The organism is Cupriavidus sp. DB3 (assembly GCF_020418465.1).
In the GTDB taxonomy this organism is placed as follows: Bacteria; Pseudomonadota; Gammaproteobacteria; order Burkholderiales; family Burkholderiaceae; genus Cupriavidus; species Cupriavidus cauae.
Genome location: NZ_JAIZPL010000002.1, coordinates 593,079 through 617,732, shown reverse-complemented (window position 1 = coordinate 617,732; position 24,654 = coordinate 593,079). Strand labels below are relative to the sequence as shown.

Annotated in this window: 23 protein-coding genes; 12 read left to right on the top strand and 11 right to left on the bottom strand. The window is 68.2% G+C overall.

Features of this window, described 5'->3' with window-relative positions; genetic code table 11:
* Nucleotides 1-252: 252 nt before the first annotated feature.
* From K7G19_RS08545 to K7G19_RS08520, 6 genes are all read right to left on the bottom strand, one after another.
* Nucleotides 253-954 carry an ABC transporter ATP-binding protein gene (locus K7G19_RS08545; RefSeq protein WP_149318501.1) on the bottom strand — a complete coding sequence of 234 codons (702 nt, stop codon included), beginning with the start codon at nt 952-954 and terminating at the stop codon, nt 253-255.
* Entirely contained in the window at nt 954-1,730 is a 777-nt protein-coding gene (gene livG / locus K7G19_RS08540) for a high-affinity branched-chain amino acid ABC transporter ATP-binding protein LivG (protein ID WP_149318500.1), read from the bottom strand. The genes K7G19_RS08545 and livG overlap by 1 nt, the downstream gene beginning before the upstream one ends.
* On the bottom strand, nt 1,727-2,971 hold the full coding sequence (locus K7G19_RS08535) for a high-affinity branched-chain amino acid ABC transporter permease LivM (RefSeq protein WP_150084807.1): 1,245 nt from the start codon (nt 2,969-2,971) through the stop codon (nt 1,727-1,729). Before K7G19_RS08535 ends, livG begins: the two co-directional genes overlap by 4 nt.
* A gap of 10 nt (nt 2,972-2,981) precedes the next feature.
* Nucleotides 2,982-3,908 (bottom strand): high-affinity branched-chain amino acid ABC transporter permease LivH, encoded by a 927-nt coding sequence (gene livH / locus K7G19_RS08530; protein WP_006576581.1) that lies wholly within the window; start codon nt 3,906-3,908, stop codon nt 2,982-2,984.
* 184 nt (nt 3,909-4,092) lie between these two features.
* Nucleotides 4,093-5,208: a branched-chain amino acid ABC transporter substrate-binding protein gene (locus K7G19_RS08525; RefSeq protein ID WP_149318498.1), complete on the bottom strand. Its 1,116-nt coding sequence runs from the start codon at nt 5,206-5,208 to the stop codon at nt 4,093-4,095.
* A 364-nt stretch (nt 5,209-5,572) separates the two neighbouring features.
* Nucleotides 5,573-6,370 (bottom strand): IclR family transcriptional regulator, encoded by a 798-nt coding sequence (locus K7G19_RS08520; protein ID WP_149318497.1) that lies wholly within the window; start codon nt 6,368-6,370, stop codon nt 5,573-5,575.
* 184 nt (nt 6,371-6,554) lie between these two features.
* Between K7G19_RS08520 and K7G19_RS08515 the strand changes: the two genes are divergently transcribed.
* From K7G19_RS08515 to K7G19_RS08505, 3 genes are read left to right on the top strand one after another with little or no spacing between them, the layout of a single operon-like run.
* Nucleotides 6,555-7,805, top strand: coding sequence for a CaiB/BaiF CoA-transferase family protein (locus K7G19_RS08515; protein ID WP_226106821.1), 1,251 nt, complete (start codon nt 6,555-6,557; stop codon nt 7,803-7,805).
* Nucleotides 7,802-8,395 (top strand): cysteine dioxygenase, encoded by a 594-nt coding sequence (locus K7G19_RS08510; RefSeq protein WP_149318495.1) that lies wholly within the window; start codon nt 7,802-7,804, stop codon nt 8,393-8,395. Before K7G19_RS08515 ends, K7G19_RS08510 begins: the two co-directional genes overlap by 4 nt.
* Nucleotides 8,388-9,164 carry an enoyl-CoA hydratase/isomerase family protein gene (locus K7G19_RS08505; RefSeq protein WP_150084808.1) on the top strand — a complete coding sequence of 259 codons (777 nt, stop codon included), beginning with the start codon at nt 8,388-8,390 and terminating at the stop codon, nt 9,162-9,164. Before K7G19_RS08510 ends, K7G19_RS08505 begins: the two co-directional genes overlap by 8 nt.
* On the opposite strand, the gene K7G19_RS08500 is transcribed toward K7G19_RS08505, so the two are convergent.
* Nucleotides 9,161-10,057: a LysR substrate-binding domain-containing protein gene (locus K7G19_RS08500; protein ID WP_149318493.1), complete on the bottom strand. Its 897-nt coding sequence runs from the start codon at nt 10,055-10,057 to the stop codon at nt 9,161-9,163. The genes K7G19_RS08505 and K7G19_RS08500 overlap by 4 nt on opposite strands.
* Nucleotides 10,058-10,095: 38 nt before the next feature.
* On the opposite strand from K7G19_RS08500, the gene K7G19_RS25065 reads away from it, so the two are divergent.
* Complete coding sequence (locus tag K7G19_RS25065; RefSeq protein ID WP_226106819.1) at nt 10,096-10,254, top strand: glycine zipper family protein; 159 nt, start codon at nt 10,096-10,098, stop codon at nt 10,252-10,254.
* 152 nt (nt 10,255-10,406) lie between these two features.
* Entirely contained in the window at nt 10,407-11,465 is a 1,059-nt protein-coding gene (locus tag K7G19_RS08490; protein WP_190286447.1) for a DnaJ C-terminal domain-containing protein, read from the top strand.
* Nucleotides 11,466-11,480: 15 nt separating this feature from the next.
* Here the strand turns inward: K7G19_RS08490 and K7G19_RS08485 are convergent, their stop codons facing one another.
* Nucleotides 11,481-12,461 (bottom strand): tripartite tricarboxylate transporter substrate binding protein, encoded by a 981-nt coding sequence (locus K7G19_RS08485; protein ID WP_226106817.1) that lies wholly within the window; start codon nt 12,459-12,461, stop codon nt 11,481-11,483.
* A 321-nt stretch (nt 12,462-12,782) separates the two neighbouring features.
* On the opposite strand from K7G19_RS08485, the gene K7G19_RS08480 reads away from it, so the two are divergent.
* The 7 genes from K7G19_RS08480 to K7G19_RS08450 all read left to right on the top strand — a co-directional run bounded on the left by K7G19_RS08480 (nt 12,783) and on the right by K7G19_RS08450 (nt 20,599).
* Nucleotides 12,783-14,573 (top strand): acyl-CoA dehydrogenase family protein, encoded by a 1,791-nt coding sequence (locus tag K7G19_RS08480; protein ID WP_226106815.1) that lies wholly within the window; start codon nt 12,783-12,785, stop codon nt 14,571-14,573.
* A gap of 202 nt (nt 14,574-14,775) precedes the next feature.
* Nucleotides 14,776-15,765 carry a tripartite tricarboxylate transporter substrate binding protein gene (locus K7G19_RS08475; RefSeq protein ID WP_226106813.1) on the top strand — a complete coding sequence of 330 codons (990 nt, stop codon included), beginning with the start codon at nt 14,776-14,778 and terminating at the stop codon, nt 15,763-15,765.
* A gap of 69 nt (nt 15,766-15,834) precedes the next feature.
* On the top strand, nt 15,835-16,971 hold the full coding sequence (locus K7G19_RS08470) for a CaiB/BaiF CoA-transferase family protein (RefSeq protein ID WP_226106811.1): 1,137 nt from the start codon (nt 15,835-15,837) through the stop codon (nt 16,969-16,971).
* Nucleotides 16,972-17,160: 189 nt separating this feature from the next.
* Nucleotides 17,161-17,514, top strand: a complete 354-nt coding sequence (locus tag K7G19_RS08465) for a DUF1428 domain-containing protein (protein ID WP_149318487.1) — start codon at nt 17,161-17,163, stop codon at nt 17,512-17,514.
* A 121-nt stretch (nt 17,515-17,635) separates the two neighbouring features.
* Nucleotides 17,636-18,235 (top strand): TetR/AcrR family transcriptional regulator, encoded by a 600-nt coding sequence (locus K7G19_RS08460; protein ID WP_149318486.1) that lies wholly within the window; start codon nt 17,636-17,638, stop codon nt 18,233-18,235.
* Between the two features lie 197 nt (nt 18,236-18,432).
* On the top strand, nt 18,433-19,401 hold the full coding sequence (locus K7G19_RS08455; protein ID WP_226106809.1) for a tripartite tricarboxylate transporter substrate binding protein: 969 nt from the start codon (nt 18,433-18,435) through the stop codon (nt 19,399-19,401).
* A 7-nt stretch (nt 19,402-19,408) separates the two neighbouring features.
* Complete coding sequence (locus K7G19_RS08450) at nt 19,409-20,599, top strand: Xaa-Pro peptidase family protein (RefSeq protein ID WP_149318484.1); 1,191 nt, start codon at nt 19,409-19,411, stop codon at nt 20,597-20,599.
* Between the two features lie 56 nt (nt 20,600-20,655).
* Here the strand turns inward: K7G19_RS08450 and K7G19_RS08445 are convergent, their stop codons facing one another.
* From K7G19_RS08445 to K7G19_RS08435, 3 genes are all read right to left on the bottom strand, one after another.
* Nucleotides 20,656-21,135, bottom strand: a complete 480-nt coding sequence (locus K7G19_RS08445) for a hypothetical protein (RefSeq protein ID WP_150084814.1) — start codon at nt 21,133-21,135, stop codon at nt 20,656-20,658.
* A 128-nt stretch (nt 21,136-21,263) separates the two neighbouring features.
* A complete protein-coding gene (locus K7G19_RS08440) occupies nt 21,264-22,985 on the bottom strand; it encodes a lactate permease LctP family transporter (RefSeq protein ID WP_226106807.1) in 1,722 nt (573 codons plus the stop codon).
* Between the two features lie 180 nt (nt 22,986-23,165).
* Nucleotides 23,166-24,611, bottom strand: a complete 1,446-nt coding sequence (locus K7G19_RS08435) for a LutB/LldF family L-lactate oxidation iron-sulfur protein (protein WP_226106806.1) — start codon at nt 24,609-24,611, stop codon at nt 23,166-23,168.
* Between the last annotated feature and the right edge of the window lie 43 nt (nt 24,612-24,654).

Genomic DNA, 24,654 nt, shown 5'->3' with positions numbered 1-24,654 from the left:
GCGTGGCGCCGGTACTACCTGACCGCTTGCTTAGTGATGAATCAGCGGGCGTAGATGAGAATCGTTTGCATTGTACTGCATTCACTCCCGCCCGATGTGCCGTACTGGCGTGGGGTGCCGCCCGACGTGCCCGCAATTGCCCTGTGGCATCGCGGGACGCAGGAAGGACAGCGGCCCGGCCACCGCCGCCCCATCGGGCTGCGGTGGCCGGGCCGGTGCCTGGCTGCGGTGCGTCGGTCCGAGCGCGTTCCCCTAGCCGCCCAGATACGCGTTGCGCACCTGGTCGTTGGCCAGCAGGTTCGCGCCGGTATCGGCCAGCACCACCTTGCCGGTTTCGAGCACATAGCCGCGGTCGGCGACCTGCAGCGCCTTGTTGGCGTTCTGCTCGACCAGGAACACCGTCACGCCGTCCTCGCGGATGGTGCGGATGATGTCGAAGATCTGCGCGATGATCATCGGCGCCAGACCCAGGGTCGGCTCGTCGAGCAGCAGCAGCCGCGGCCGGCTCATCAGCGCGCGGCCGATCGCCAGCATCTGCTGCTCGCCGCCGGACATGGTGCCGGCGCGCTGCGAGGCGCGCTGCTCCAGCCGCGGGAACAGCTTGAACACATGCTCGATGCCCGCCTCGATCTCGTCGCGCTTGGCGAAGAACGCGCCCATCTTCAGGTTCTCCAGCACGGTCAGGCTGGGGAACACGCGCCGGCCCTCGGGCGAGATCGCCATGCCCATGCGCATGATCTCGTGCGTCGAGCAGCCGGTGATGTCGCGGCCCTCGAACAGCACGCGCCCGCTGGACGCGCGCGGGCTGCCGCAGATGGTCATCATCAGCGTGGTCTTGCCCGCGCCGTTGCTGCCGATCAGCGTGACGATCTCACCCTGGTTGACCTCGATCGATACGCCACACAACGCCTCGACGGCGCCGTAATGGGTATGGACCTGTTCCAGCTTCAGCATCAGTCCTCTCCCAGGTATGCCTTGATCACGCGCGGGTCGTTGCGCACGTCCTCGGGTTTGCCGATGGTGATCGGGCGGCCGTGCTCCATCACCAGGATGCGGTCGGACACGCCCATCACCAGGCTCATGTCATGCTCGATCAGCAGCACCGCGATGCCGAACTCGCGCCGCAGCTGGTCGATCAGCGTCTTGAGCTCGACCTTCTCCTGCGGGTTCAGGCCCGCGGCCGGTTCGTCCAGCATCAGCAGGCGCGGCTGCGTGATCATGCAGCGCGCGATCTCCAGCCGCCGCTGGTGGCCGTACGACAGCGTGCCCGCCTCGCGGTTGGCCACCGCGCGCAGGCCCATGCGGTCGAGCCATTCGGCGGCGCGCTCCAGCGCCTCGCGCTCGGCGCGGCGATAGGCCGGCGTGGCGAACAGCCCGTGCAGCAGCCCCGATTTGACGCGGCGATGCTGCGCCACCATCAGGTTCTCGACCACCGTCAGGTTCTTGAACAGCCGGATGTTCTGGAAGGTGCGGACCAGTCCCTGGCGCGCCACCATATGGCTCGGCAGGCCGGCGATGGGCCGGTCGTCCAGCATCACCTCGCCCGCGGTGGGCTTGTAGAAGCCGCCGACGCAATTGAACACCGTGGTCTTGCCCGCGCCGTTCGGCCCGATGATGGCGAACACCTCGTCGTTGCGGACGCTGAAATCGATGCCGTCCACCGCCAGCAGGCCGCCGAAGCGCATCTGCAGGCCGGACACTTTCAACAGTTCTGCGCTTTGTGCACTCATTGCGGCAACTCCACGTGCGGGCGGCTGGCGGGCAACAGGCCCTGCGGGCGCCACATCATCATCAGCACCATCACCAGGCCGAACAGCAGCATCCGGTATTCGGCGAAGCCGCGCGCGACCTCGGGCAGCACCGTCAGCAGGATCGCGGCGATGATCACGCCGAGTTGCGAGCCCATGCCGCCCAGCACCACCACGGCCAGGATCAGCGCCGACTCGATGAAGGTGAACGATTCGGGATTGACCAGGCCCTGGCGCGCGGCGAAGAACGCGCCGGCCAGGCCCGCGAAGGTCGCGCCCAGCGTGAAGGCCGACAGCTTGATGCGGGTCGGATTCAGGCCCAGCGAGCGGCAGGCGATCTCGTCCTCGCGCAGCGCCTCCCAGGCGCGGCCCATCGGCATGCGGATCAGCCGGCTGGTGACGAACAGCGTCAGTCCCACCAGCAACAGCGCGAGCAGGTACAGGAAGATCACCATGTGCTCGCCGCTGTAGTCCAGGCCGATCAGGTCGTGGAAGGTGCGGGCACCATCCTCGCCGGCGCTGCGGGTCATCGGGATGCCGAACACGGTCGGCTTCGGGATGCCATAGATGCCGTCCGGTCCGCCGGTCAGGCTGGTCAGGTTGTTCAGCAACTGGCGGATGATCTCGCCGAAGCCCAGCGTCACGATGGCCAGGTAGTCGCCGCGCAGGCGCAGCACCGGAAAGCCCAGCAGGAAGCCGAACAGCGCGGCCATGCCGGCCGAGATCGGCAGGCATTCCCAGAACGACAGCCCGAAGGCCTGGTTCAGCAGCGCATAGGTGTAGCCGCCCACCGCGTAGAAGCCGACATAGCCGAGGTCGAGCAGGCCGGCGAAGCCGACCACGATGTTCAGGCCCAGGCCGAGCATCACGTAGATCAGCGCCAGCGTGGCGACGTCGACCGCGCCGCGCGAGCCGAAGAACGGCCAGATCAGCCCGACCGCCAGCAACACCCAGACCGCGGCGCGCTGCTGCCCCGGCGCGAGCGTGGGCAGCGCCGGCAGCCTGACCGCCGAGGTGGTGCGGTGGATCACCGGCTTGAACAGCTGGAACAGGAACACCGCGGCCACCGCGATCCACACCGGGCGCCAGTGCGGTTCGAGCACCACGCGATAGCCCTCGAGCTTGAGCTGCAGGCCGAGGATGGGGATCGTCAGGATGGCGGTCAGCACCGCCGCCGAGACGGCGTTCTTCAGCGATTGCGTCATCGAAATGGAGGAGTTCATGGCGCGGTCCTCAGACTTTTTCCACGTCCGGCTTGCCCAGCAGGCCGGTGGGACGGAACAGCAGGATCAGCACCAGCAGGCCGAACGCGACCACGTCCTTGTATTCGGCCGGCATGTAGCCCGAGGCGAAAGTCTCGGCCAGGCCCAGCAGCACGCCGCCGAGCATCGCGCCCGGAATGCTGCCGATGCCGCCGAGTACCGCGGCGGTGAAGGCCTTGATGCCGGCGACGAAGCCGATGAAGGGGTTCAGCTTGCCGATCGTCAGCCCGATCAGCACGCCGCCCGCGGCGGCCAGCATCGCGCCCAGCACGAAGGTGAACGAGATCACGCGGTTTGTGTCGATGCCGAGCAGATTGGCCATGCGCATGTCCTCGGCGCACGCGCGGCAGGCGCGGCCCATGCGCGAGTGGCCGATGAACAGCGTCAGCGCGATCATCAGCACCAGCGTCACGCCGACGATCAGCAGGCGCGAGTACGGCACGGTCACCGTGAAATCGCCGCCCATCTCGAGCTCGAGCGCGCCGCTGATCAGCACCGGCACCGACACGTCGCGCGCGCCCTGGCCGATCTGCACGTAGTTCTGCAGGAAGATCGACATGCCGATCGCGGAGATCAGGGGCACCAGACGCGGTCCGCCGCGCAGCGGCCGGTAGGCGACCCGCTCGACCGCGAAGCCGTACAGGCCGGTGACGATCACCGACACCAGCAGCGCGGCGCCCAGCACCAGCGGCAGCGGATAACCGGCGGCCACGCCGATCGCGGTCAGCGTCACCAGGCCCACATAGGCGCCGATCATGTAGATCTCGCCGTGGGCGAAATTGATCATGCCGATGATGCCGTAGACCATCGTGTAGCCGATGGCGATCAGCGCATAGATCGCACCCAGCGTCAGGCCGTTGACCAGCTGCTGGGTGAATTGGGGTAGGAATTCGTTCATGAGGTACGTCCCGTCTGTACAGCACGTCGGCCGGGTTCAGCCCGTTCGGGCCGCTTCGGTGAGGCCGGCGTGCCTGTCGCGGCGGGCCCTTCCCGCGCGGGGAAGGGCGCGATCGAAGCGGCCCGGCATATCAAAACGCCCCGTTCGGTGACGAACGGGGCGTTGGCACGGACCGCGCCGGCGATCAGTTGGCGGCCGTCTTGGTGGCGTCCTTGTGCCAGGTGAAGACGACGAACTTGAACGACTTGAGGTCGCCCTGCGCGTCGTATTCGACCTTGCCGATCGGGGTCTGGAAGGCGTTCTTGTGCATGTACGCCGCGACCTTGACCGGATCGGTGCTCTTGGCGCCCGCGATCGCGTCGGCGATGATCTTGACGCCCGCGTAGGCCGGCATCTGGAACGGACCGTTCGGATCGCGCTTCTTGTCGGCGAAGGCCTTGACCAGCGCCGCGTTGGCCGGGTCGGCCGAGAAGTCGGCCGGCAGCGTGACCAGCATGCCTTCCGAAGCCGGGCCGGCGATCGCGGTGACGTCCTTGTTGCCGACGCCTTCCGGTCCCATGAACGTCGCCTTGACGCCCTGCTCGCGCGCCTGGCGCAGCAGCAGGCCCATCTCGGGGTGATAGCCGCCGAAGTAGACGAAGTCCACGCCCTGCGACTTCAGCTTGGTGATCACGGCCGAGTAGTCCGAATCGCCGGCGTTGATGCCTTCGAACAGCACCACGGGGATCTTGGCCGCTTCCAGGTCCTTGCGCACCGAGGCGGCGATGCCCTGGCCGTACGACTGCTTGTCGTGCAGCACGGCGACCTTCTTGGGCTTGACCTTGCCGATGATGTACTGCGCGGCGGCCGGACCCTGCTGGTCGTCGCGGCCGATCGTGCGGAAGATCATCTTGCGCTTCTTGCCTTCGGTCAGCTGCGGCGCGGTGGCCGACGGCGTCACCATCACGACGCCTTCGTTCTCGTAGATGTCCGCGGCCGGAATGGTCGAGCCCGAGCAGACGTGGCCGATCACATAGCGGATGTTCTGGCTGACGATCTTGTTGGCGACGGCCACGGCCTGCTTCGGTTCGCAGGCGTCGTCCATCAGCACGACTTCGAGCTTGTTGCCGCCGGCGCCGCCGGCAGCGTTGATCTGCTCGATGGCGGTCAGCGCGCCCGCCTTGACCATGTCGCCGTACTGCGCGACCGAGCCGCTCATCGGGCCGGCGATGGCGATCTTGACGGTTTCCGCATGCGCGGCGGCACCCAGGGTGAGCAGCGCGGCGGCCAGAGAAAGGGAGGTAAGACGGGAATGCTTCATTGGGAGCTCCTCGATCGTGTTTGTTCGAATCATCCAGGCGCGGGCCTCGGACGTGCGCAAAATCGAAGAACTCCCCGGCGACTTGACAGGCTGGTCGGGGGCGCGCATGCACGACCGCGGCTCAGGCCTGAAAGGGCACTACTTGACCACGTTCTTGTTATTGCGCAGGCCAATCGCCCGCCTGCCCACCGCACCGATGAGGACCGGGTAAGTCCGTTCGGCGTCGGCCAGGTGGCGGCATTATAAGGTGAATCTTGGAGCGGCCTATGCGCGCTGCACCAATCCGAGGCTGTTGTGGCTTTCGCGGAACACTCGAACGCGCCGAGGCCCTTCCGATGGGGGGTAATGCGGTTTGGCGCGGGGTTCAGCGGCCGGTGGTCACCATGCCGCGCGTGGCCAGCGCGAGCGCGCCGTGCCGGGTGCCGCCACGCAGGCTCGACGAAATCTCCGCCGCGGCGTGCTGGACCATTTCCGCGAACGTGCGCAGCTTCTGCGGCTTGAAGCGCTCCGCCGGCCCGGACAGGCCGACCGCGGCGAAGACCTGGCCATGCCCGTCGACGATCGGCGCGGCCACGCCATGGACCGACTCGCGCCATTCGCCGCGATTGACCGCATAGCCCTGCCGCCGCACCTTGTCCATTTCCTGCAGGAAGCGCGCCGGCTCGACGATCGAATTGGCGGTGGCGCTCTCCAGCGCGGTCGACATCCGCTGCAGCACGGTCGGCGGCTGGAAAGCCAGCATGGCCTTGCCTGTCGCCACGCAGTGCGCCAGCGCGCGGCCGCCGATCTGGGTATAGGCGCGGACTGGATTGGGGCTGTCGATCTTGTGCACGTAGACGACCTCGCCGCGATCGAGCACCGACAGGTGGACGCTTTCGCCGCTGTCGTGCATCAGCCGTTCCATCCAGCCCTCGGCGTGGCGGCGCAGATCGAGCCGGCCCAGCACCGCCGAGCCCAGCTCCCACAGCTTGATCGACGCGCTGTAGGCCGCGGTGTCCTCGTCGCGGATCACATAGCGCAGCTCGGTCAGCGCCTGCAGCAGCCGATGGACATTGCTCTTGGCCATGCCGAGCCGGTTGGCGATCTCGGTCAGCCCCAGCGGCCGGTCGCTATGGGCCAGCAGTTCGACGATGCCGAGGCCTTTGATCAGGGTGTTGTTCATGGTTTGCTGTATTGCCTGGGCGCTTACGCGGGCAGCGGACGGGTCGTCCGCCCTGTTCTCAAATACGGAACCGTTGTCCCGTATTCCGGCACGTCCATATAATGCCTCGCATGCCCCGCCGCCCGCAAGACGGGCGCCGGCGTGCCTTTCCGCCAACCGGCGCCCTCCCACCGCTGCCACTGTCATGTCCGATCTGAACGAGAAGGATCTGCCGCTCGCCGGCGTCAAGGTATTGGAGTTCTGCACCGTTGCCGCCGGGCCGTTCTGCGGCATGCTGCTGGCCGACATGGGCGCCGACGTCGTCAAGATCGAACCCCCCGACGGCGATACGCTGCGGCAATGGCCGCCGATTTCGGCCGGCTTCTCGGAGAACTTTGCTTCGCTGAACCGCAACAAGCGCTCGGTGGTGCTGAACCTGAAGCAGCCGGAAGACGTGGCGCTGGCGCGCCAACTGATGCTCGAGGCCGACGTGGTGGTCGAGAACAACCGGCCCGGCGTGATGGACCGCCTGGGGCTGGGCTATGCGAGCCTGCGCGAAGACCATCCGGGGCTCGTCTACTGCTCGGTGTCGGCCTATGGCCAAAGCGGGCCGCGTGCGACCGAGGGCGGCTTCGACCTGACCATCCAGGCCGCCGCCGGCGTGATGAGCGTGACTGGCGAGCCGGACGGCGCGCCGGTCAAGTGCGGCGTGCCGCTGGCCGATTTTGCGTCCGGGCTGTACGGGGCCTTCGCCATCGCCAGCGCGCTGGCCCGCGTGCGCGCCGGCGGCGCCGGCATGCATATCGATGTGCCGATGTATGGCTGCACGCTGGGCATCGCGGCGCTGCAGACCAGCGAGTATTTCGGCACCGGCCGCAGCCCGGCCAAGCTGGGCTCGGCGCATCCGCGCAACGCGCCGTACCAGGCGTTCCAGGCCGCCGACGGCTACTTCGCGATCGCGGCCGGCAACCAGAAGCTGTGGCTCGAGGTCGTGCGCGTGGTCGAGATGCCCGAACTGGCCGAGGACCCGCGCTTTGCCACCACGCGCGATCGCGCCGCCAACCAGGTTGCGCTGAAGGACCTGCTGGAGCAGCGCTTTGCCCGCGCCGGCGTCGATCACTGGATCGCGGCCTTCCAGGCCGCCGGCGTGCCGCACGCGCGCATCAACGACTACGCCGCCGCGCTGCAGGATCCGCAGGTCGAACATATGGAGTGGGTGCGCCCGCTGACGCTGCCGAGCGGCGTGGCGACGCGGACCTTCGTCTCGCCGTTGCGGCTGGACGGCATGGGTCTGCCGGTGCGCCGGCCGCCGCCCGCGCTCGGCGAGCATACCGAGGCGGTTCGCGCCGCCCATGCCGGCGGCGCCGCGGAGCAGCAGCAGGGGCAAACGCAGGAACGAACGCAGGAACAATCGCAGGAACGAACGCAGAAGCAAACGCAGGAGAAAACGCCATGAGTCGCACCATCGAACCGCTGCGGACCTTCGTTGCCGGCGTCACGTCGCTGATGGAAGGACCCGACCGCGACGAGGCGGCCTTGCTCGAAGGCACGCGGCCCCTGCTGCAGGCGCTGGTCGCCCGCGACGACTGGCTGCCCGACGAACTGGCGCAGCCGCATCCGACCTACTACCAGCAATACCTGCTGTACGGCGATCCGCTCGATCGCTTCTCGGTCGTCAGCTTCGTCTGGGGGCCGGGCCAGCAGACCCCGGTGCACGACCACACGGTGTGGGGCTGGATCGGCGTGCTGCGCGGGGCCGAGATCGACATCCGCTATCGCCTCGACGATCGAGGCATCCATCAGGACGGCGAGGAAACCCGGCTCGAGGCCGGGCAGGTGGCGGCGGTTTCGCCGTCGCTCGGCGACATCCACCGCGTGCGCAATGCCTTCGACGACCGCGTCTCGGTCAGCGTCCACCTGTACGGCGGCAATATCGGCCGCATTCGCCGCCATGTCTTCGATCCCGCGACCGGCGCGCCGAAGGAGTTCGTCTCCGGCTATGCCAACCGCTTCGCGCCGAATCTGTGGGCCGCTGCCGATGTCTGACGACGCATCGACCGTCGCCGCCACCGCGCAGCCGGCGCTGCTGGTCGACCGGCAAGGCGATATCACGCGACTGACGCTGAATCGTCCGCAACGGGGCAATGCCTTGTCGGCCGAACTGGTGCAGGCGATGCACGACGCGGTCCTCGCCTGCCAGCGCGACGGCACGCGGCTGCTGCTGATCGAAGGCGCGGGCAAACACTTCTGCACCGGCTTCGACCTCGCCGACCTCGACGGCGAAACGGATGACACGCTGCTGGCCCGCTTCGTCCGCGTCGAACTGATGCTGCAGGCCGTCTATACGGCGCCATTCACCACCGTCGCGCGGGTCCACGGCCGGGCCATGGGCGCCGGCGCCGATCTGGCGGCGGCCTGCGAACAATGCTGGGTGGCGGCCGACAGCCGCTTCGCCTTCCCCGGCGCGGCCTTCGGGCTGGTGCTGGGGACCGCGCGGCTTGCCGCCCGCGTCGGGCCGACACTGGCGCGCCAATGGATCGGCGCCGGCGCCACCATCGATGCCGACACGGCCCTCGCCACGGGCCTGGCCTCGCGGGACTTCGAGGCCGACGAACACGGCAAGCCCGACACCGCGCTGGAGGCGCTGGCGCGTCAGGCGCGCCGGCTCGACACCGACACGCAGGCGGCGATCCATGCCGCCTCCCGCGCAGACGGCGACGAACTCGCCAGGCAGCTCGCCGCGCTGGTCCATTCGGCCGCGCGGCCCGGTTTGCGCGAGCGCATCCGCGCGTATCGCGCGGCGTCGGCCCGCTAGGCGGTCCGTTGCCGCGCGGCCGGCGTGGGGAAGATGCCGACGAAGCGATCGCGCGCCGGATGATCGGGCGCCGCCTTCCAGACGCAATAGACCTCCGACGGCACGGTGCTGTGCTTCAGCGGCCGAAATGCCGCGCCGGCCAGCGCCGAATGCCGCAGGGCCGCCGGCACCACCGCCACGCCCATTCCCTGCGAGACCAGCGACACCACCGACAGCCAGTGCCGGACCTCGTGGCGGATCTGCGGATAGAAGCCCTCGGCCGCGCACATGTCGACGATGCGCGCGTAGTAGTCGGGCGACGCATTGCGGGAGAACAGCACGAACGGCTCGCCGCGCAGCTCGGTCAGCGCGATGGTCCGCCGGGTTGCCAGCCGATGGGCGGCCGGCATGCAGCAGACGAAGGGCTCGCTGTGGATCAGCCGCGCCGCCAGCTCGTCCGGCACCCGGCTGGTGTGGATGAAGCCGACGTCGAGCTGCCCGTGCAGCAGCGCCTCGATCTGTTCCTGCGAATTGAGTTCGGTCAGCGCGATCTGGATGCCGGGCTGGTCGGCCTCGAACTGCTGCAGCTTCTGGGGCAGGCCTCGATACAGCATCGACCCGACGAAGCCCACGCGCAGCCGGCCCACGGCGCCGGCTTCGATCTGCCGGGCCAGCAGCCGCGCCTCCTCGGCCTGCGCCAGCAGCGCGGTGGCGGATTCGCGGAAGGCCCGGCCCGCCGCGGTCAGCCTCACGCCCTTGCTGTCGCGCTCGAACAGCCGGGCGCCGACCGACGCCTCCAGCTGCTGGATGTTCAGCGACAGCGGCGGCTGGGAGATCGACAGCCGGCGCGCGGCGCGGCCGAAGTGCAGCTCGTCGGCCAGCACGAGGAAATAGCGCAGATGGCGGAACTCCATGGCAGGGCGGCGTTCGATGACGCTTCGATGAAGGTTCGTTGAAGAGGGCGGCAACCGGCGCGGCAACCGGCGCGGCAACCGGCGCGGCAACCGGCGCGGCAACCGGCGCGGTAACCGGCGCGGTAACCGGCGCGATACCCGGCGCGATACCCGGCGCGATACCCGGCGCGATACCCGGCGCGATAACGGGCCGGTAACGGGCCGGTAACGAGCGCCGGTAACGGTGAAGCGGGCCTCATTCTATGCCTACAGTTTGCGCGCGGCATGCCGTTATCCCTTCGATGTGCCGCCTGAACAGGTAGCGCGCAGCAGCAGTGCGGGCTGCGCCAACGGCGAATACAAGGCCCCCGTGACGCACCATGACCACTACCAGACCCTAGGCGTTGCCCCGACGGCCACGGCGGACGAGATCCGGCAGGCGTACCGGCGGCTGGCCATGCGCTGGCATCCGGACCGCAATCCGGACGATCCGCAGGCCGCGGAAGAGCGGTTCAAGCGATTGCAGCATGCCTTCGCGGTGCTCAAGGATGCCGGCCGCCGGATGGCCTATGACGCCGAGCGCGCCGCGCCGCGTGGCGGTTCCAGCCACGGCGCCGGCAATGGCGCGGGCAATGGCACCGGCAACGGCCGCGGCGCCCACGGACCGCGTCCCGCCCGCGAGGCCTGGCCGCATGGCGGCCCGCGCCGCAACGCGCAGGGCAAGGCCGGCGTCGACTACCTGTGCGAGACCAGCATCGCGCTGGAAACGGCGGTGCTGGGCGGCATGGCATCGACCCGCGTCAGGATGACCGTCGATTGCCTGCACTGCGATGCACGCGGCATCCGCATGATGGCCTGCAAGCCGTGCGCCGGCACGGGCCAGGTGCGACGCGGCCTGTTCCACGCGTATGGCGCCTGCGAGCGCTGCGCGGGTCGCGGCGTCGAGCCGGCTCCCTGCGACGCCTGCGGCGGGACCGGCAAGGTCCGCGTCGACAAGGCACTGCGCGTGCAGATCAAGCCGGGCGTGATCGACGGCACCGTGCTGCGCGCCCGCGGCATGGGCGGAGCCGGCATCGACGGCGGCCCCAACGGCAATCTGATGTGCAAGGTCCGGGTGCGCAAGGACCGCGTGTTCGGCGTCGATGGGCTGGACCTGACGCGCGAACTGAAGATCGACTTCGTGCTGGCCTGCCTCGGCGGCCGCGTGCCGGTGGTGCGCTTTCGCAAGACCGTGATGGCCGAGATCCCGGCGATGACGCGCAGCGGCACCGTGATCCGCGTGCGCGGCATGGGCCTGCACGATCGCGCCAAACAAAAGACCGGCGATCTGCTGCTGACGGTGGTCATCGATCTGCCGTCGCGGCTGCGCGCGCTGACCGAGTCGCAGCAGACGCTGCTGCGCGAACTCGGCCGCGGCGCCGGCGAATGAACCCTGAATGAATCCTTACTGGTTCTTCATGGCCTCGGCCAGCCGCCGGATGATCGCCCCCTCGCTCTTGAAGGCCTTCTGCGCATAGGCGGTGTACTGCTCCGGACCCATATAGTTGGTCGACATGCCGTACTGCTGCGTCACCGTCAGCAGCTTCTGGTCCTTCAGCGCGTTGCGGAACGCGGTGTCGAGCTTCTTGACGACCTCGGGCTTCATGCCGGCGGGGCCGACGATGCCGAACGGCGAATTGGACCAGACCGGATAGCCGATCTCCTTGAGCGTCGGCGCATCGGGGAAGTCCGGCGCGCGCTTTTCCGACAGCACCGCGAGCACGCGCAACTGGCCGTTCTTCACATAGGGCAGCAGCGTGTTGGTCAGCATCGCCACGTCGCACTGGCCGCCCAGCAGCGAGGTGATGGCCTCGGCGTCGCCCTTGTACGGGACATGCGTCCAGTTCGATTGCGTGATGCGCGCCAGTTCCGAGATCGTCAGATGCTGGCTGCCGTAGATGCCGGTGGTGCCGTAGCTGATGCCGCGGCTCGACGCCTTGGCCTCGGCCACCAGCTCCTGCATGGTCTTCCACTTGGCATCGGTGCGCACCGCGACCGCGAAGTTGTAGTCCGCGATCATCGAGATATAGGTCAGGTCCTTCAGCGGGTCGTAGCGCATCTTCTGCACGTGCGGCAAGCGGAAGATCACCACCGGCGCCATCGTCAGCGTATAGCCGGCGGGCTCGCTGGTGGCCATCTGCGTCGCGCCCAGCGTGCCGCTGACCCCGGGCTTGTTCTCGACGATGATCGATTGGCCCAGCTCGCGCCCGGCCGCGTCGGCCAGCGCGCGGCCGATCTGGTCGGTGATGCCGCCGGCGCCGTAGGGCACGATCAGCTTGATGGGACGACCGGGAAAGTCCTCGGCGTGCAGGCGTCCGACCGGCATCCCGGCCACGCCCGCCGCCCATGCCGCGCCGGCCAGGCGCAGGATTTGGCGTCGTTGCATGTTGTCTCCTTTGTATGGTGTCGATGCGACGGTGTCGATACGACGGCCAGGCTGTCCCGCCCGGCTCGCACGGCTCGGCCGTGGCGGGACAGTATGCAACGCGTTGCGGTCTGGTGGTGTGACAGGGCGGGTTTGTCCCTAGCGCTGCAAGCGACGCATGAGAGCGTAGCGAGGTGAATCCCCTGTGTGGGCGCCTATACAAAAAACATATCGTCCAAGCCATTATTAGTATTGGACGCAAATCGCTGGTTCCTCGAACATTCCAGCATCCGGCGGGCTCGGTCCCGGCCGCATATCGAGAAGTGGGAAGAGGAGACAAGCATGCCGACCAGCGCCGTCCGTCAGGACGTTTCATCGCAACCCGCCGCCGCGGCGACGCCGTCCGTGCACCCGGTGCCGGACCAGCATGGCGTCAATCTGTTTGCCAGCGATCCCGACCTTCGCGCGCTGCTGCCGCTGTATCTGCCGGCGGACCTGTACCAGCACCTGTTGCCGCATCTGGACCGGATGGGTGCGCTGGCGGGGGGCGTGCTGGATGCGCTGGCCAATACCGCCGATCACCATCCGCCGACGCTGACGTATCGCACGCGCACCGGCATCGATGCGCAGCGCATCGACAAGCATCCGGCCTATGTCGAGCTCGAACGCGTGGCCTTTGCCGAGTTCGGCCTGGCGGCGGTATCGCATCGCGGCGGCGTGCTGGGCTGGCCGCAGCCGATGCCGGCGGCCGCCAAGTACGCGCTGACCTATCTGTTCGTGCAGGCGGAGTTCGGCCTGTGCTGCCCGCTGTCGATGACCGATTCGCTGACGCGCACGCTGCGCAAGTTCGGCGATCCGGCGCTGGTCGAGCGCTTCCTGCCGAACCTGACCACGCAGGTGTTCGAGGACCTGTACCAGGGCGCGATGTTCATGACCGAGCAGGGCGCGGGCTCCGATGTGGCGGCCACGGCCACGCGCGCGATCCCCGATCCCCAGGCGCAGGGCGGCTGGCGCCTGACCGGCGACAAGTGGTTCTGCTCGAATCCCGACGCCGAGCTGGCGATGGTGCTGGCGCGTCCGGATGGTGCGCCCGACGGCATCAAGGGCGTGTCGCTGTTCCTGCTGCCGCGCCGGCTGGCCGATGGCAGCCCGAACCACTATCGCATCATCCGCCTGAAGGACAAGCTGGGCACGCGCTCGATGGCGAGCGGCGAGATCCGCCTCGAAGGCGCGCACGCCTGGCTGGTCGGCGAGCCTGGCCGCGGCTTCGTGCAGATGGCGGACATGATCAACAACTCGCGCCTCTCCAACGGCGTGCGCGCCGCCGGACTGATGCGGCGGGCGTTGTCGGAAGGACTGTTCATCGCGCGGGAGCGCCGTGCGTTCGGCAAGCGGCTGATCGACATGCCGCTGATGCGCCGCCAGCTGCTGAAGCTGGCGCTGCCGACCGAGCAGGCCCGCACGATGGTGTTCCAGACCGCCGAGGCGCTGCGCCGGGCCGACGCCGGCGAGGCCGACGCCTATCCGCTGATGCGCATCCTGACGCCGCTGATCAAGTTCCGCGCCTGCCGCGATGCGCGCAAGGTCACCGGCGACGCCATGGAGATTCGCGGCGGCTGCGGCTACATCGAGGAATGGAGCGATCCGCGGCTGGTGCGCGACGCCCACCTCGGCTCGATCTGGGAAGGCACCAGCAATATCGTCGCGCTCGACGTACTGCGCGCGATCCGGCGCGAGGGCGCCCTGCCGGTGCTGCGGGCCCATCTGCAATCTCTGCTGGTGCAGACGCCGATGCACGCCAACGCGCGCGCGGCGTTCGACCGCGCACTGGAACGCGCCTGCACGCTGGCGGCCGACGCCGCGCAGGCCGATGCGGCCGGCGATGTGCTGGCCCGGCAGGCCGCGTCCGCGCTGTATCACGTGACCAGCGCGGCGGCGATGGCGTGGGAAGCGGGCCGCATCGGCTCGGTGCGCCGCATGCGGCTGGCCCAGCTGGTGCTGATTCACCGCGTGCTGCCGCGCGATCCGCTGGCAGGTGGCGCCGAGCCGGACTGGCTGGCCGATACCGTGGCGCCGGCGGCCGAAGGCGCGGTGCAGCCTGCCGGAGCGGTCGATCAGGTCGATCTGTTCTGAAGATCTACTGAGCCGCCAGACCCGCATACCTGCCGACATGGGACCTGCGGACCCACGGAACGCAGACCCACGGTTCCACGGCTCCACCGACTCACCCGCCGCGACGCGCAATGCCTCGCGGCGGATCCCAACCCCACAACAACCCGAACAAGCGCCCGGGACGACGAAGCCCGCGGCGCATCGCCTGACAAGGAGACATGAAATGACCCCCTGGCAACGCTTCGCGGCGCTCGCCGCCGCTTCCACGCTGACGCTGTGCGCCGGCATCGCACCCGCCTTCGCGCAGAAGGACTATCCGTCCAAGCCGATCATGATGGTGGTGACCTACCCGCCGGGCGGCCCGACCGACGCGATGGCGCGCACGCTGGCCGCCTCGCTGAAGAACACGCTGGGCCAGCCGGTGGTAGTCGAGAACCGCGCCGGCGCCGGTGGCAATATCGGCGCGGAGGCCGTCGCGCGCGCCGAGCCCGATGGCTACACGCTGATGTTCGGCACCTCGGCGCCGCTGGCGATCAACGTCAGTCTCTATCGCAAGATCAACTACGACCCGGTCAAGAGCTTCACGCCGGTGATCCAGATCGGCCATCTGCCCAATGTGCTGGTGGTCAATCCGTCGGTGCCGGCGAAGAACGTCACCGAGCTGATCGCCTATGCCAAGGCCAATCCCGGCAAGCTGACCTATGCCTCGTCCGGCAACGGCGCGTCGTCGCACCTGGCCGGCGTGCTGTTCAACAACCTGGCGGGCACCGACTTCCAGCACATTCCGTACAAGGGCACCGGCCCGGCGCTGAACGATCTGCTGGGCGGCCAGGTCAGCATGACCTTTACCGACGTGCTGACCGCGCTGCCCTTCATCAAGAGCGGCAAGCTGCGCGCGCTCGGCGTGACCACCCGCGAGCGCTCGCAGGCGCTGCCCGATGTGCCGACGGTCGCGGAGCAGGGCGTCGCCGGCTTCGACGTGTCGGTGTTCTTCGGCGTGGTCGCGCCGGCCGGTACGCCCAAGGAAGTCATCGGCAAGCTCAACACGGCCTTTGCCGACGCGCTGAAGCAGCCGGAGGTCCGCAAGACGCTGCAGGGGCAAGGGCTCGAGTTCGCGCCCTCGACCAAGCCCGAGCAACTGGGCGGATTCATCAAGGCCGAGGTCGGCAAGTGGCGCGCGGTGGTGCAGAAGTCCGGCGCGCAGCTGGACTGAGCCGGATCGACCTGGATTGATGACAGCGCTCACGATGGCGCCGACGATGGCAACGAGCAAGGGAATCCGATGACGCAAGCAAGCACCGGCGCGCTCGCCGGTATCCGGGTGGTCGACCTGTCGCGCATCCTGGGTGGCCCGTACTGCGGGCAGATCCTGGGCGACCACGGCGCCGATGTGCTGAAGATCGAGCCGCCGCAGGGCGACGACACGCGGACGTGGGGGCCGCCGTTCAAGGACGGCGTGGCGTCCTACTACTTCGGCCTGAACCGGAACAAGCGCGTGATGCGGCTCGATCTGGCGGCGCCGGCCGAGCGCGAGGTATTGCTTGCGCTGCTGGCCGACGCCGACGTGCTGATCGAGAACTTCAAGACCGGCACCATGGAGAAATGGGGCTTGGGCTACGAGGCCCTGTCGCAACGCTTCCCGCGGCTGGTGCACTGCCGCGTGTCGGGCTTCGGCGCCCACGGACCGCTCGGCGGCCTGCCGGGCTACGATGCCGCGATCCAGGCGATGGCGGGCATCATGAGCATCAACGGCGAGGCGGACGGCGAGGCGCTGCGCGTCGGCCTGCCGGTGGTCGACATGGTGACCGGGCTGAACGCCGCGCTCGGCGTGCTGCTCGCCCTGCAGGAGCGCGAGCGCAGCGGCCGCGGCCAGTTCGTCGAGGCCGCGCTGTATGACTCCGGCCTGTCGCTGCTGCATCCGCATGCCGCCAACTGGTTCATGAGCGGCAAGGCGCCGCAGCGCACGGGCAACGCCCATCCGAACATCTATCCGTACGACACGGTGGCCACCGCCACCGATCCCATCTTTCTCGCGGTCGGCAACGACCGGCAGTTCCGCATCCTGTGCGAGCACCTTGGCGTGGCCGCACTGGCCGACGACGAGCGCTATGCGACGGCCGGGGCGCGCTCGGTCAATCGATCCGCGCTGAAGGCCGAACTGGAGGCGCTGCTCGGCACGCGTGACGGCAAGGCGCTGGCCGACGCGCTGGTGCAGGCCGGTGTGCCGTGCGCGCCGGTGCTGTCGGTGCCGGATGCCCTGCAGCATCCCCATACGGCGCATCGCGAGATGGTGGTCGAGATGGAGGGCGGCTATCGCGGGCTGGGCGCGCCGGTGAAGCTGTCGCGCACGCCGGCGACCTATCGCTTCGCGCCGCTGGCCGAGGGGGACCGCTTCCTGCCTCGCGACGGGGAGAGTTAAGCGGGAGAGTAAAGCGGGAGAGTAAAGCGGGAGAGTCAAGCGGAAGAGCCAGGCGGGAGGGCTGGCCTGCTGTCCACTTTGGACATTGCGGTTCTTGCACTATGGTAACGAGACGCATTCCGAGCGTGAGGCTGCGCCACCCGGCGCGGACATGAGCGCCGGTGCCAATCGATTCCCAAGGAGACCACCATGTCCTATGTCGACGGTTTTGTCATTGCTGTGCCCACCGCCAATCGCGAGGCCTACCGCGAAATGGCGCAGAAGGCCGCGCAGGTGTTCAAGGAGTACGGCGCCCTCCGGGTGTACGAGTGCTGGGGCGACGATGTGCCCGAGGGCAAGGTCACGTCGTTCACCATGGCGGTCCAGCGCAAGGACGACGAGTCCGTGGTGTTCTCGTGGATCGAGTGGCCCTCGCGCGAGAAGCGGGACGAGGGCATGAAGGCGTCGCTGGCCGATCCGCGGCTGGCGAACGACATGCAGAACATGCCCTTCGATGGGCAGCGGATGATCTACGGCGGCTTCGAGACGATCGTCCAGGCCTGAGCGCCGGGCCGCCTCGCCCGCCAGGGCGTAGCGGCGGAATGGCTTGCGATGGGGCGGACCGCGGCTAGAATCGCGGTTCGCGACGCTGCCTGTCGTTGTCCCGCCTACCGACCGCTACCCGATGCCCACGAAGAAATCCGACACCAGCAAGCGCGCGACCAGCGAGCAAGCCCTTCAACTGCTGGATGCGGCCACCGAGCATGTGCTCAACCACGGCCTGGGCGATCTGTCGCTGCGCAGCGTCGCGGAGGCCCTGGGTACCAGCCATCGCATGCTGATCTACTACTTCGGTTCCGCGGACGGATTCTGGCAGGCGCTGCTGCATCGCATCCGGCATGCCGAACAGCAGGCGCGGCAGCAGACGCTGGCCGAAGGCACGGATCCGAAGACGGCGCTGGTCTCCGCCTGGCAGCGATACTCGGCGTCGAACTACCTGCCCATCATGCAACTGGTGTTCGAAATATACGGCCGCGCCATCCGCGACCGCGAACGCTTCAGCGGCTTTCTCGAGGACGTGATCGGCAGCTGGACCGGCATGCTGGCCGAACGCTTCGAGCGCAATCTGGGGATGAGCCGCACCGAGGCCAGGCTGCTCGCCCGCGTCGAAGTCGCCACGATTCGCGGGCTGCTGCTCGATCTGGTGACCACCGGCGACCGCAAGGGCACGACCGCTGCCATCGAGTACTTCGCCGAAATGATGGCACGCCACCGTCGGCCCTGATCCCCTCGCTGCCGCTACGCACCAGCCCCTGATTTCCCCCGGTGATTCGCGTATACCCTCGCTACACCCGGCAATGTACCACATGGTACATTGCGTCTCGATTCGACAGCCGTGGGTGGCGGTCGAAGTGATTCTCGACCGAGATGAATCGACCGGACGGATCGGCCGAGATGGATCGAAGACAAGGTGAGTGCAGCATGAAACGGCGAACATGGATGAGCTGGACTGCGGGCGCAGTGCTGGCGGCGGCGCTGCCGGGTATCGGGCAGGCTGAAACCTACCCCGCCCGGCCGGTACGGCTGGTGGTGCCGCAGGCGGGCGGAACGGGCAACGACGTACTGGCGCGGGCGCTGGCCGAACGGTTGGGACACGCGTGGAAGCAGGCCGTCGTGGTCGAAAACAAGCCTGGCGCCAACGGCGCGCTGGCCATCAACTACGTGTTGTCCCAGCCGGCCGACGGCTACACGCTGTTCTTTGCCGGCGTGTCGAACCTGAGCTTCAACCCTCATCTGTATCCGAAGCTGCCCTATCGCCCGTCGAAGGATCTGGTCGGGGTCGCGATGCTGGCGAACTCGCCCTTTGTATTCGTCGCCGCACCGTCGCTGGGCGTCAAGACCTTGCAGGAGTTCGTGCAGATGGCCAGGGCGCGTCCGGGCGAGATCAGCTTCGCATCGGGCGGCGTCGGCAACTCCACCCATCTCGCGATGGAGCTGGTGGCCGAAAAGGCCGGCATCAAGCTGCAGCATGTTCCCTTCAACGGCCCGGGCGGCGCTACCAGCCTGATGAACGGACAGACCCCGGTGATGATGAACGTGGTGGCGGGCGTGCACGCCAACATCGCCGGACAGAAGCTCGTGCCGCTCGCCGTCACCGGCGACAAGCGCCTTGCGGCGCTGCCCAACGTGCCCACCTTCAAGGAACTGGGCTATGACATCGCGGTGCCGGGCTGGTATGCGATCGTCGCCAAGGCCGGAACGCCGGCCGCGCTGGTGCATAAGATCAACGCCGATATCAAGCAGGCGCTGGACGACCCGCAACTGAAGGAAAAGCTCGCCTTCCAGTTCCTCGAACCGATCAAGGGCCCCTCGACGGAAGTCGAGCGCTACATGAAGCGCGACTCCGAAGCCTGGGGTCCGATCATCCGCAAACTCGGCATTTCTCTCTGATCAAGCCATGCCTCATCTGACAAAAGCCGTCCACGAATACCGCCTGGCGTCGATGCGCAAGCTGATGGATCGGCTGCGCGTCGATGCGCTGGTCTTCGGCACGCCCGACTTCTTCCAGTTCGCGACCAACTTCCAGCTGGACGTATGGCCATGGGAACGGCCGGTCTTCGTGGTCGTTCCGCGCAATGGCGACACCTTCGCGGTGATGAACGAACTGTCGACCAACCATATGCGCTTCGCCACCGAGAAGGGGAAGGTATGGTTGTCGGATATCACCTATTACGCCGAGCACCCACGCATTTCCCATCGCCTGCCGCTGGTGCCGCAGCTGCCCGAGGTCGTCGCCGGGCTTCTGGCTGAGAAGGGTCTGGGCATGTCGCGCATCGCCGTCGATGTCGCACATCCGATCCTGACGGCGGCACAGCGCCATCTGCCCGAGCTGACACTGCGGCCGTCCATGGGCGACATGCGTGGCCTGCGTTGGGTCAAGCATCCCGAGGAACTGCAGGTGATGCGCGAGCTCGGGGCGCTGACCGATTGGGTACAGGATCGCTATCGCGAGAACATCCGCGCGGGCCGGCTGGTCCAGGAACTGGACCATGCCATGGCGGCCCTGATGGTCGAGGAAGCCGCTCGCCGTTTCCCCGGCGAGGACTTCGACATTCTCAAATGCTGGACGCTGTCCGGGCCCGCATCCGCTTCGCCCCACGGCGACGGCGCGGCTTGCGGCGCGCGCATCTCGGCGGGCGACACGATCGTCAATCTGGTGCTGCCGCGCCTGAATGGACTCTACGTCGAGAACGAGCGCACGTGGTTCTGCGGCAAGCCGACGGACCAGCAGGCCCGCCTGTACTCGGTGGCCGCGGAAGCTACCGACGCCGCGGTGGCAGCGGCGGTGCTGGGGAAACGCGTGTGCGACATGGATGCCGCGGCGTTGCAGGTGATCGAGCGGGCCGACTGCGCGCAGTACGTCTTCCACCGGACGGGCCATGCCGTCGGCCTGATGCTGCATGAGTATCCGGAAGACATGGCGTTCAATACGCGGCCCCTGCTGGCAGGGGAGGTGTATTCCGCCGAGCCGGGGCTGTATGTCTATGGACTCGGCGGCTTCCGGCTCGACGACACGGTGATCGTCGGTGAGCGGCCCGAGGTCATCGTCAAGACGCCGAAGACGCTGGCTTACGCGACGGTGGAGTAGGCGGGGAGGCAGGGGCGGGCCATTCGCGGCGGCATGCGGATGGGCCCCGCAGCGATCTACTTGCCAAGCAGGCGGTCGAGCTTGGCGTCCATCCGCTCCAGCCGGGTCTCAACCGCCCCGACTCGAACCTCCAGCGCTCCGAGCCGGCCCTCCAGCGCTCCGAGCCGGCCCTCCAGCGCATCGAGCCGGCCGCTCAGCCGCTTGTCCAACTCGACAATCTGAACACTGAGCGGGCCGGTTCCCTTGTCCACCTTGTCCTGAGTGGTGGAGTTCATGTACCCCATTACCGAGAGGATCAGGCCTATCCCGGTGCCCACGGCGGCGAACACTCCCCACGGTGCGACGGTTGCTGCGGCTTGCTTGCGGACCAGATGGACCAGGTCTTCCCGGGACATCGACTCGTCGCGGCGTCGAAAAGGCCTCGAGCGATGAGGATCGATAGGCATTGCATCGTCGCCGGTGGCGTAAGGATCGTGGGCGGTGCTCATGGACATGTTTGGGCAGAGGTGAAAACGGTCGGCATCGATCGTCGGCACAGGCAGTCATCGTAGTGGCCCAACAGCGCACCGACTCGATCGATGCGGCACTATCCCATCCCACCCAATCCCCTGCTTTCGCTTTTCGCCGCCGTCCATCGAAGAGCGTGCACGTGGCGATCGGCGTCCTAGCCCGGAATCATCCCCGTCAACCAATACGCCTGCACCATCGTGATGATGCCGACGATCACCGCGAACAGCAGGCTGTGCTTGACCGTGAAGCGGAACAGCTCCGACTCGCGGCCGACCAGTCCCGTCGCGGCGCACGCCACCGCGATGGACTGCGGCGAGATCATCTTGCCGGTCACGCCGCCCGTGGTGTTGGCGGCGACCAGCAGCGTGTCGGAGACGCCGATCTGATGCGCGGTCGTGCTCTGCAGCGAGCAGAACAGCGCGTTCGACGAGGTATCGGAGCCGGTCAGGAATACGCCGAGCCAGCCGAGGAACGGCGAGAAGAACGGGAAGGCCGCGCCGGTGCCGGCGAGCAGCAGCGCCAGCGTCGACGACATGCCCGAGTAGTTGGCAACGAAGGCGAAGGCGAGCACCAGTCCGATCGACAGGATGGGGCGGCGCAGCTCCAGCAGCGTCTCGCCGAAGGTCGCCACCAGCGCGCGCGGCGACATGCGCAGCAGCACGGCGGAGATCAGCGCGGTCAGCAGGATCGCGGTGCCGACGGCGGACAGCAGGTCGATCTTCAGCACGGCATCGTAGGCCTTGGGCGCGGCGACGATCGGCGCGGTCTTGACGACCAGCTGGTCCAGCCACGGCACCGGGAACTTCAGCACCGTGCCGGCCAGCGCGCCGCCGGAGGCGAACAGCGCCTTGAACGGCTGCAGGCTCCATACCGTGACGATCGCGGTCAGGATGCCGAACGGCGCCCAGGCGCACACCGTTTGCGCGAGCGTGTAGGGCGAGGCCTTGCGCCGGTTCGTGGCGCCGATCGTCGGCAAGCCGCCCATGTCGCCGAAGCCGCCGAGCGCCGCGGCGCCGCCGTGGCCGGCACGCAGCGATGCGCTGGCGGCGCGCGTCGCGCTGCGCGGCTGCCACACCTTCAGGAAGGCCGACAGCGACACCAGGCTGACCAGCGCGGAGGTGATGTCCGGCAGCTCCGGCCCGATATGGTTGGCGGTGAAGTACTGCGTCACCGCGAAGCTTGCGCCGGTGACCAGCGCGGCGGGCCAGGTCTCGCGCACGCCCTTGACGCCGTCCATCATGAACACCAGCCAGAACGGCACGGCCAGCGACAGCAGCGGCAATTGCCGGCCGGCCATCGCGCCGATATGGAAGGGATCGATGCCGGTGACCTGGCCGGCCACGATGATGGGGATGCCCATCGCGCCGAAGGCCACCGGTGCGGTATTGGCGATCAGGCACAGTCCCGCCGCGTAGAGCGGATTGAAGCCAAGGCCGACCAGCAGCGCGGCGGTGATCGCCACCGGCGCACCGAAGCCCGCCGCGCCCTCGAGGAAGGCGCCGAAGGCGAAGCCGATCAGCAGCACCTGCAGGCGCTGGTCGTCGGTGATCGCCAGCACCGAGGCGCGGATCACGTCGAACTGGCCCGTCTTGACGACAATTTTGTACAGGAACACCGCGGTGACGATGATCCAGGCGATCGGCCACAGGCCGTACAGGAAGCCGTAGCCCGCGGCGGCGAGCGCCTGCGGCACCGGCATGCCGTAGCCGGCGATGGCCACGGCCAGCGCGAGCGCCAGCGTGATCGCCGCGGCCACATGGCCCTTCATGCGCAGCAGCGCCAGCGCGACGAAGAAGAACAGGATGGGAATGGCGGCCGCCAGCGAGGACAGCCACAGGCTGCCCAGCGGCATATAGACCTGTTGCCAGGTTTGCATATCGGTCTCCTCCGAGGGATGCGAGTCTAGAAAGGAAAAAATCGTGGCCGGCGAAGCCACCGACGAGGTTGCGGTTGCCACCGCGTCGTTGCCGCGAATGCGCGAATCCAGCGTCTTCGGAAGCCGCTGGGTCCGCGCTTTGGCGGGGACGAGGGGCTCTTGTCGGCGAGGGTGCCGGGCTTATTCGGGTTGTCCGCGCTCGCGCAGCAGATCGGCCAGGCTGCGCGCGGCCGGCCGCAGGGGCTCGCGGTGGTCGGTCCACCCCATCTGCCGCGATGGCGTGAAGGCCCGCAGCCGCGTCGCCGCCCAGCGGAACAGCCGATACAGGCGCGGATGGGCGAACGCGCCGCGCCAGAAGCGCCAGATCAGCTGTTCGCCACGGCTGTAGCGCGCGCCCTGGCCGCGCAACGGGTGCTGCACCGCCTCGTCGGGATTGCGGTTGGCCTCGGTGCGCAGCCGGATCAGCAACTGGGGAATCGGAATCCGCACCGGGCAGACCTCGCCGCAGGCGCCGCACAGGCTCGACGCGGTCGGCAGGTCGGCGGTGGCGTCCAGTCCCAGCAGATGCGGCGAGATGATCTTGCCGATCGGGCCCGGATAGGTCGTGCCGTAGGCGTGCCCGCCGATGCGGGTATAGACCGGGCAGTGGTTCATGCAGGCACCGCAGCGGATGCACTGCAGCGTCGCGCGCAGTTGCGCGTCGGCATAAGCCTGGGTGCGGCCGTTGTCGAGCAGCACCACGTGCATCTCGCGCGGGCCGTCGAGCTCGCCGGCGCGTCGCGGACCGGTGATCAGGTTGAAGTAGGTGGTGATCGCCTGGCCGGTAGCCGAGCGCGTCAGCAGCGTGGCAAGCGGCACGATATGGTCCAGGCTCGCCACCACCTTCTCGATGCCCATGATCGCGATATGCACCGGCGGCACGGTGGTCGACAGCCGGCCGTTGCCCTCGTTCTCCACCAGCCACAGCGCGCCGGTATCGGCGGCGGCGAAGTTGACGCCGGACAGGCCGATATCGGCCTCGACGAAGGCGTGCCGCAGCGCGCGGCGGCCCGTCTGGATCAGCGTGTCGACGTCCTCGGTGTAGGGCGTGTCGGGGATATGCTGCTCGAACAGCGCGGCGATATCGCCGCGCGTCTTGTGGATCGCCGGCATCACGATATGCGAGGGGCCTTCGCCGGCCAGCTGGACGATGTATTCGCCCATGTCCGACTCGAGGCTGCGGATGCCGCGCTCGGCCAGGTAATGGTTCAGCGCGATTTCCTCGCTGGCCATCGACTTGCCCTTGATCACGCTGCGCGCGCCGTGGCGCTCGGCAATGCCGGCGATGATCGCGTTGGCCTCGTCGGGCGTCTGCGCCCAATGGACCTGCACGCCTGCTTCGGTCAGCTTCGCTTCCAGTTGTTCCAGCAGCGCTGGCAAATGCGCCAGCGCGTGCTGGCGCACCGCCTCGCCGAGATCGCGCAGGGCCTGCAGTTCGTCGCCGTCGGGAAACTGGAGCGCACGCTTGTTCTGCAGGAAGTCCATCGCGCCGCGGAAGCTGCTGCGCAGCTTGGGGTCGTCGAGCGCCGCGCGCGAGCGCGCCTTGAAATCGGCGGAGGGGACGAAATGCATCGGGGTCGCGCTCATGCGGATTCTCCCTGTGCCGGTACCGCGCCCGGTACCGCGCTCG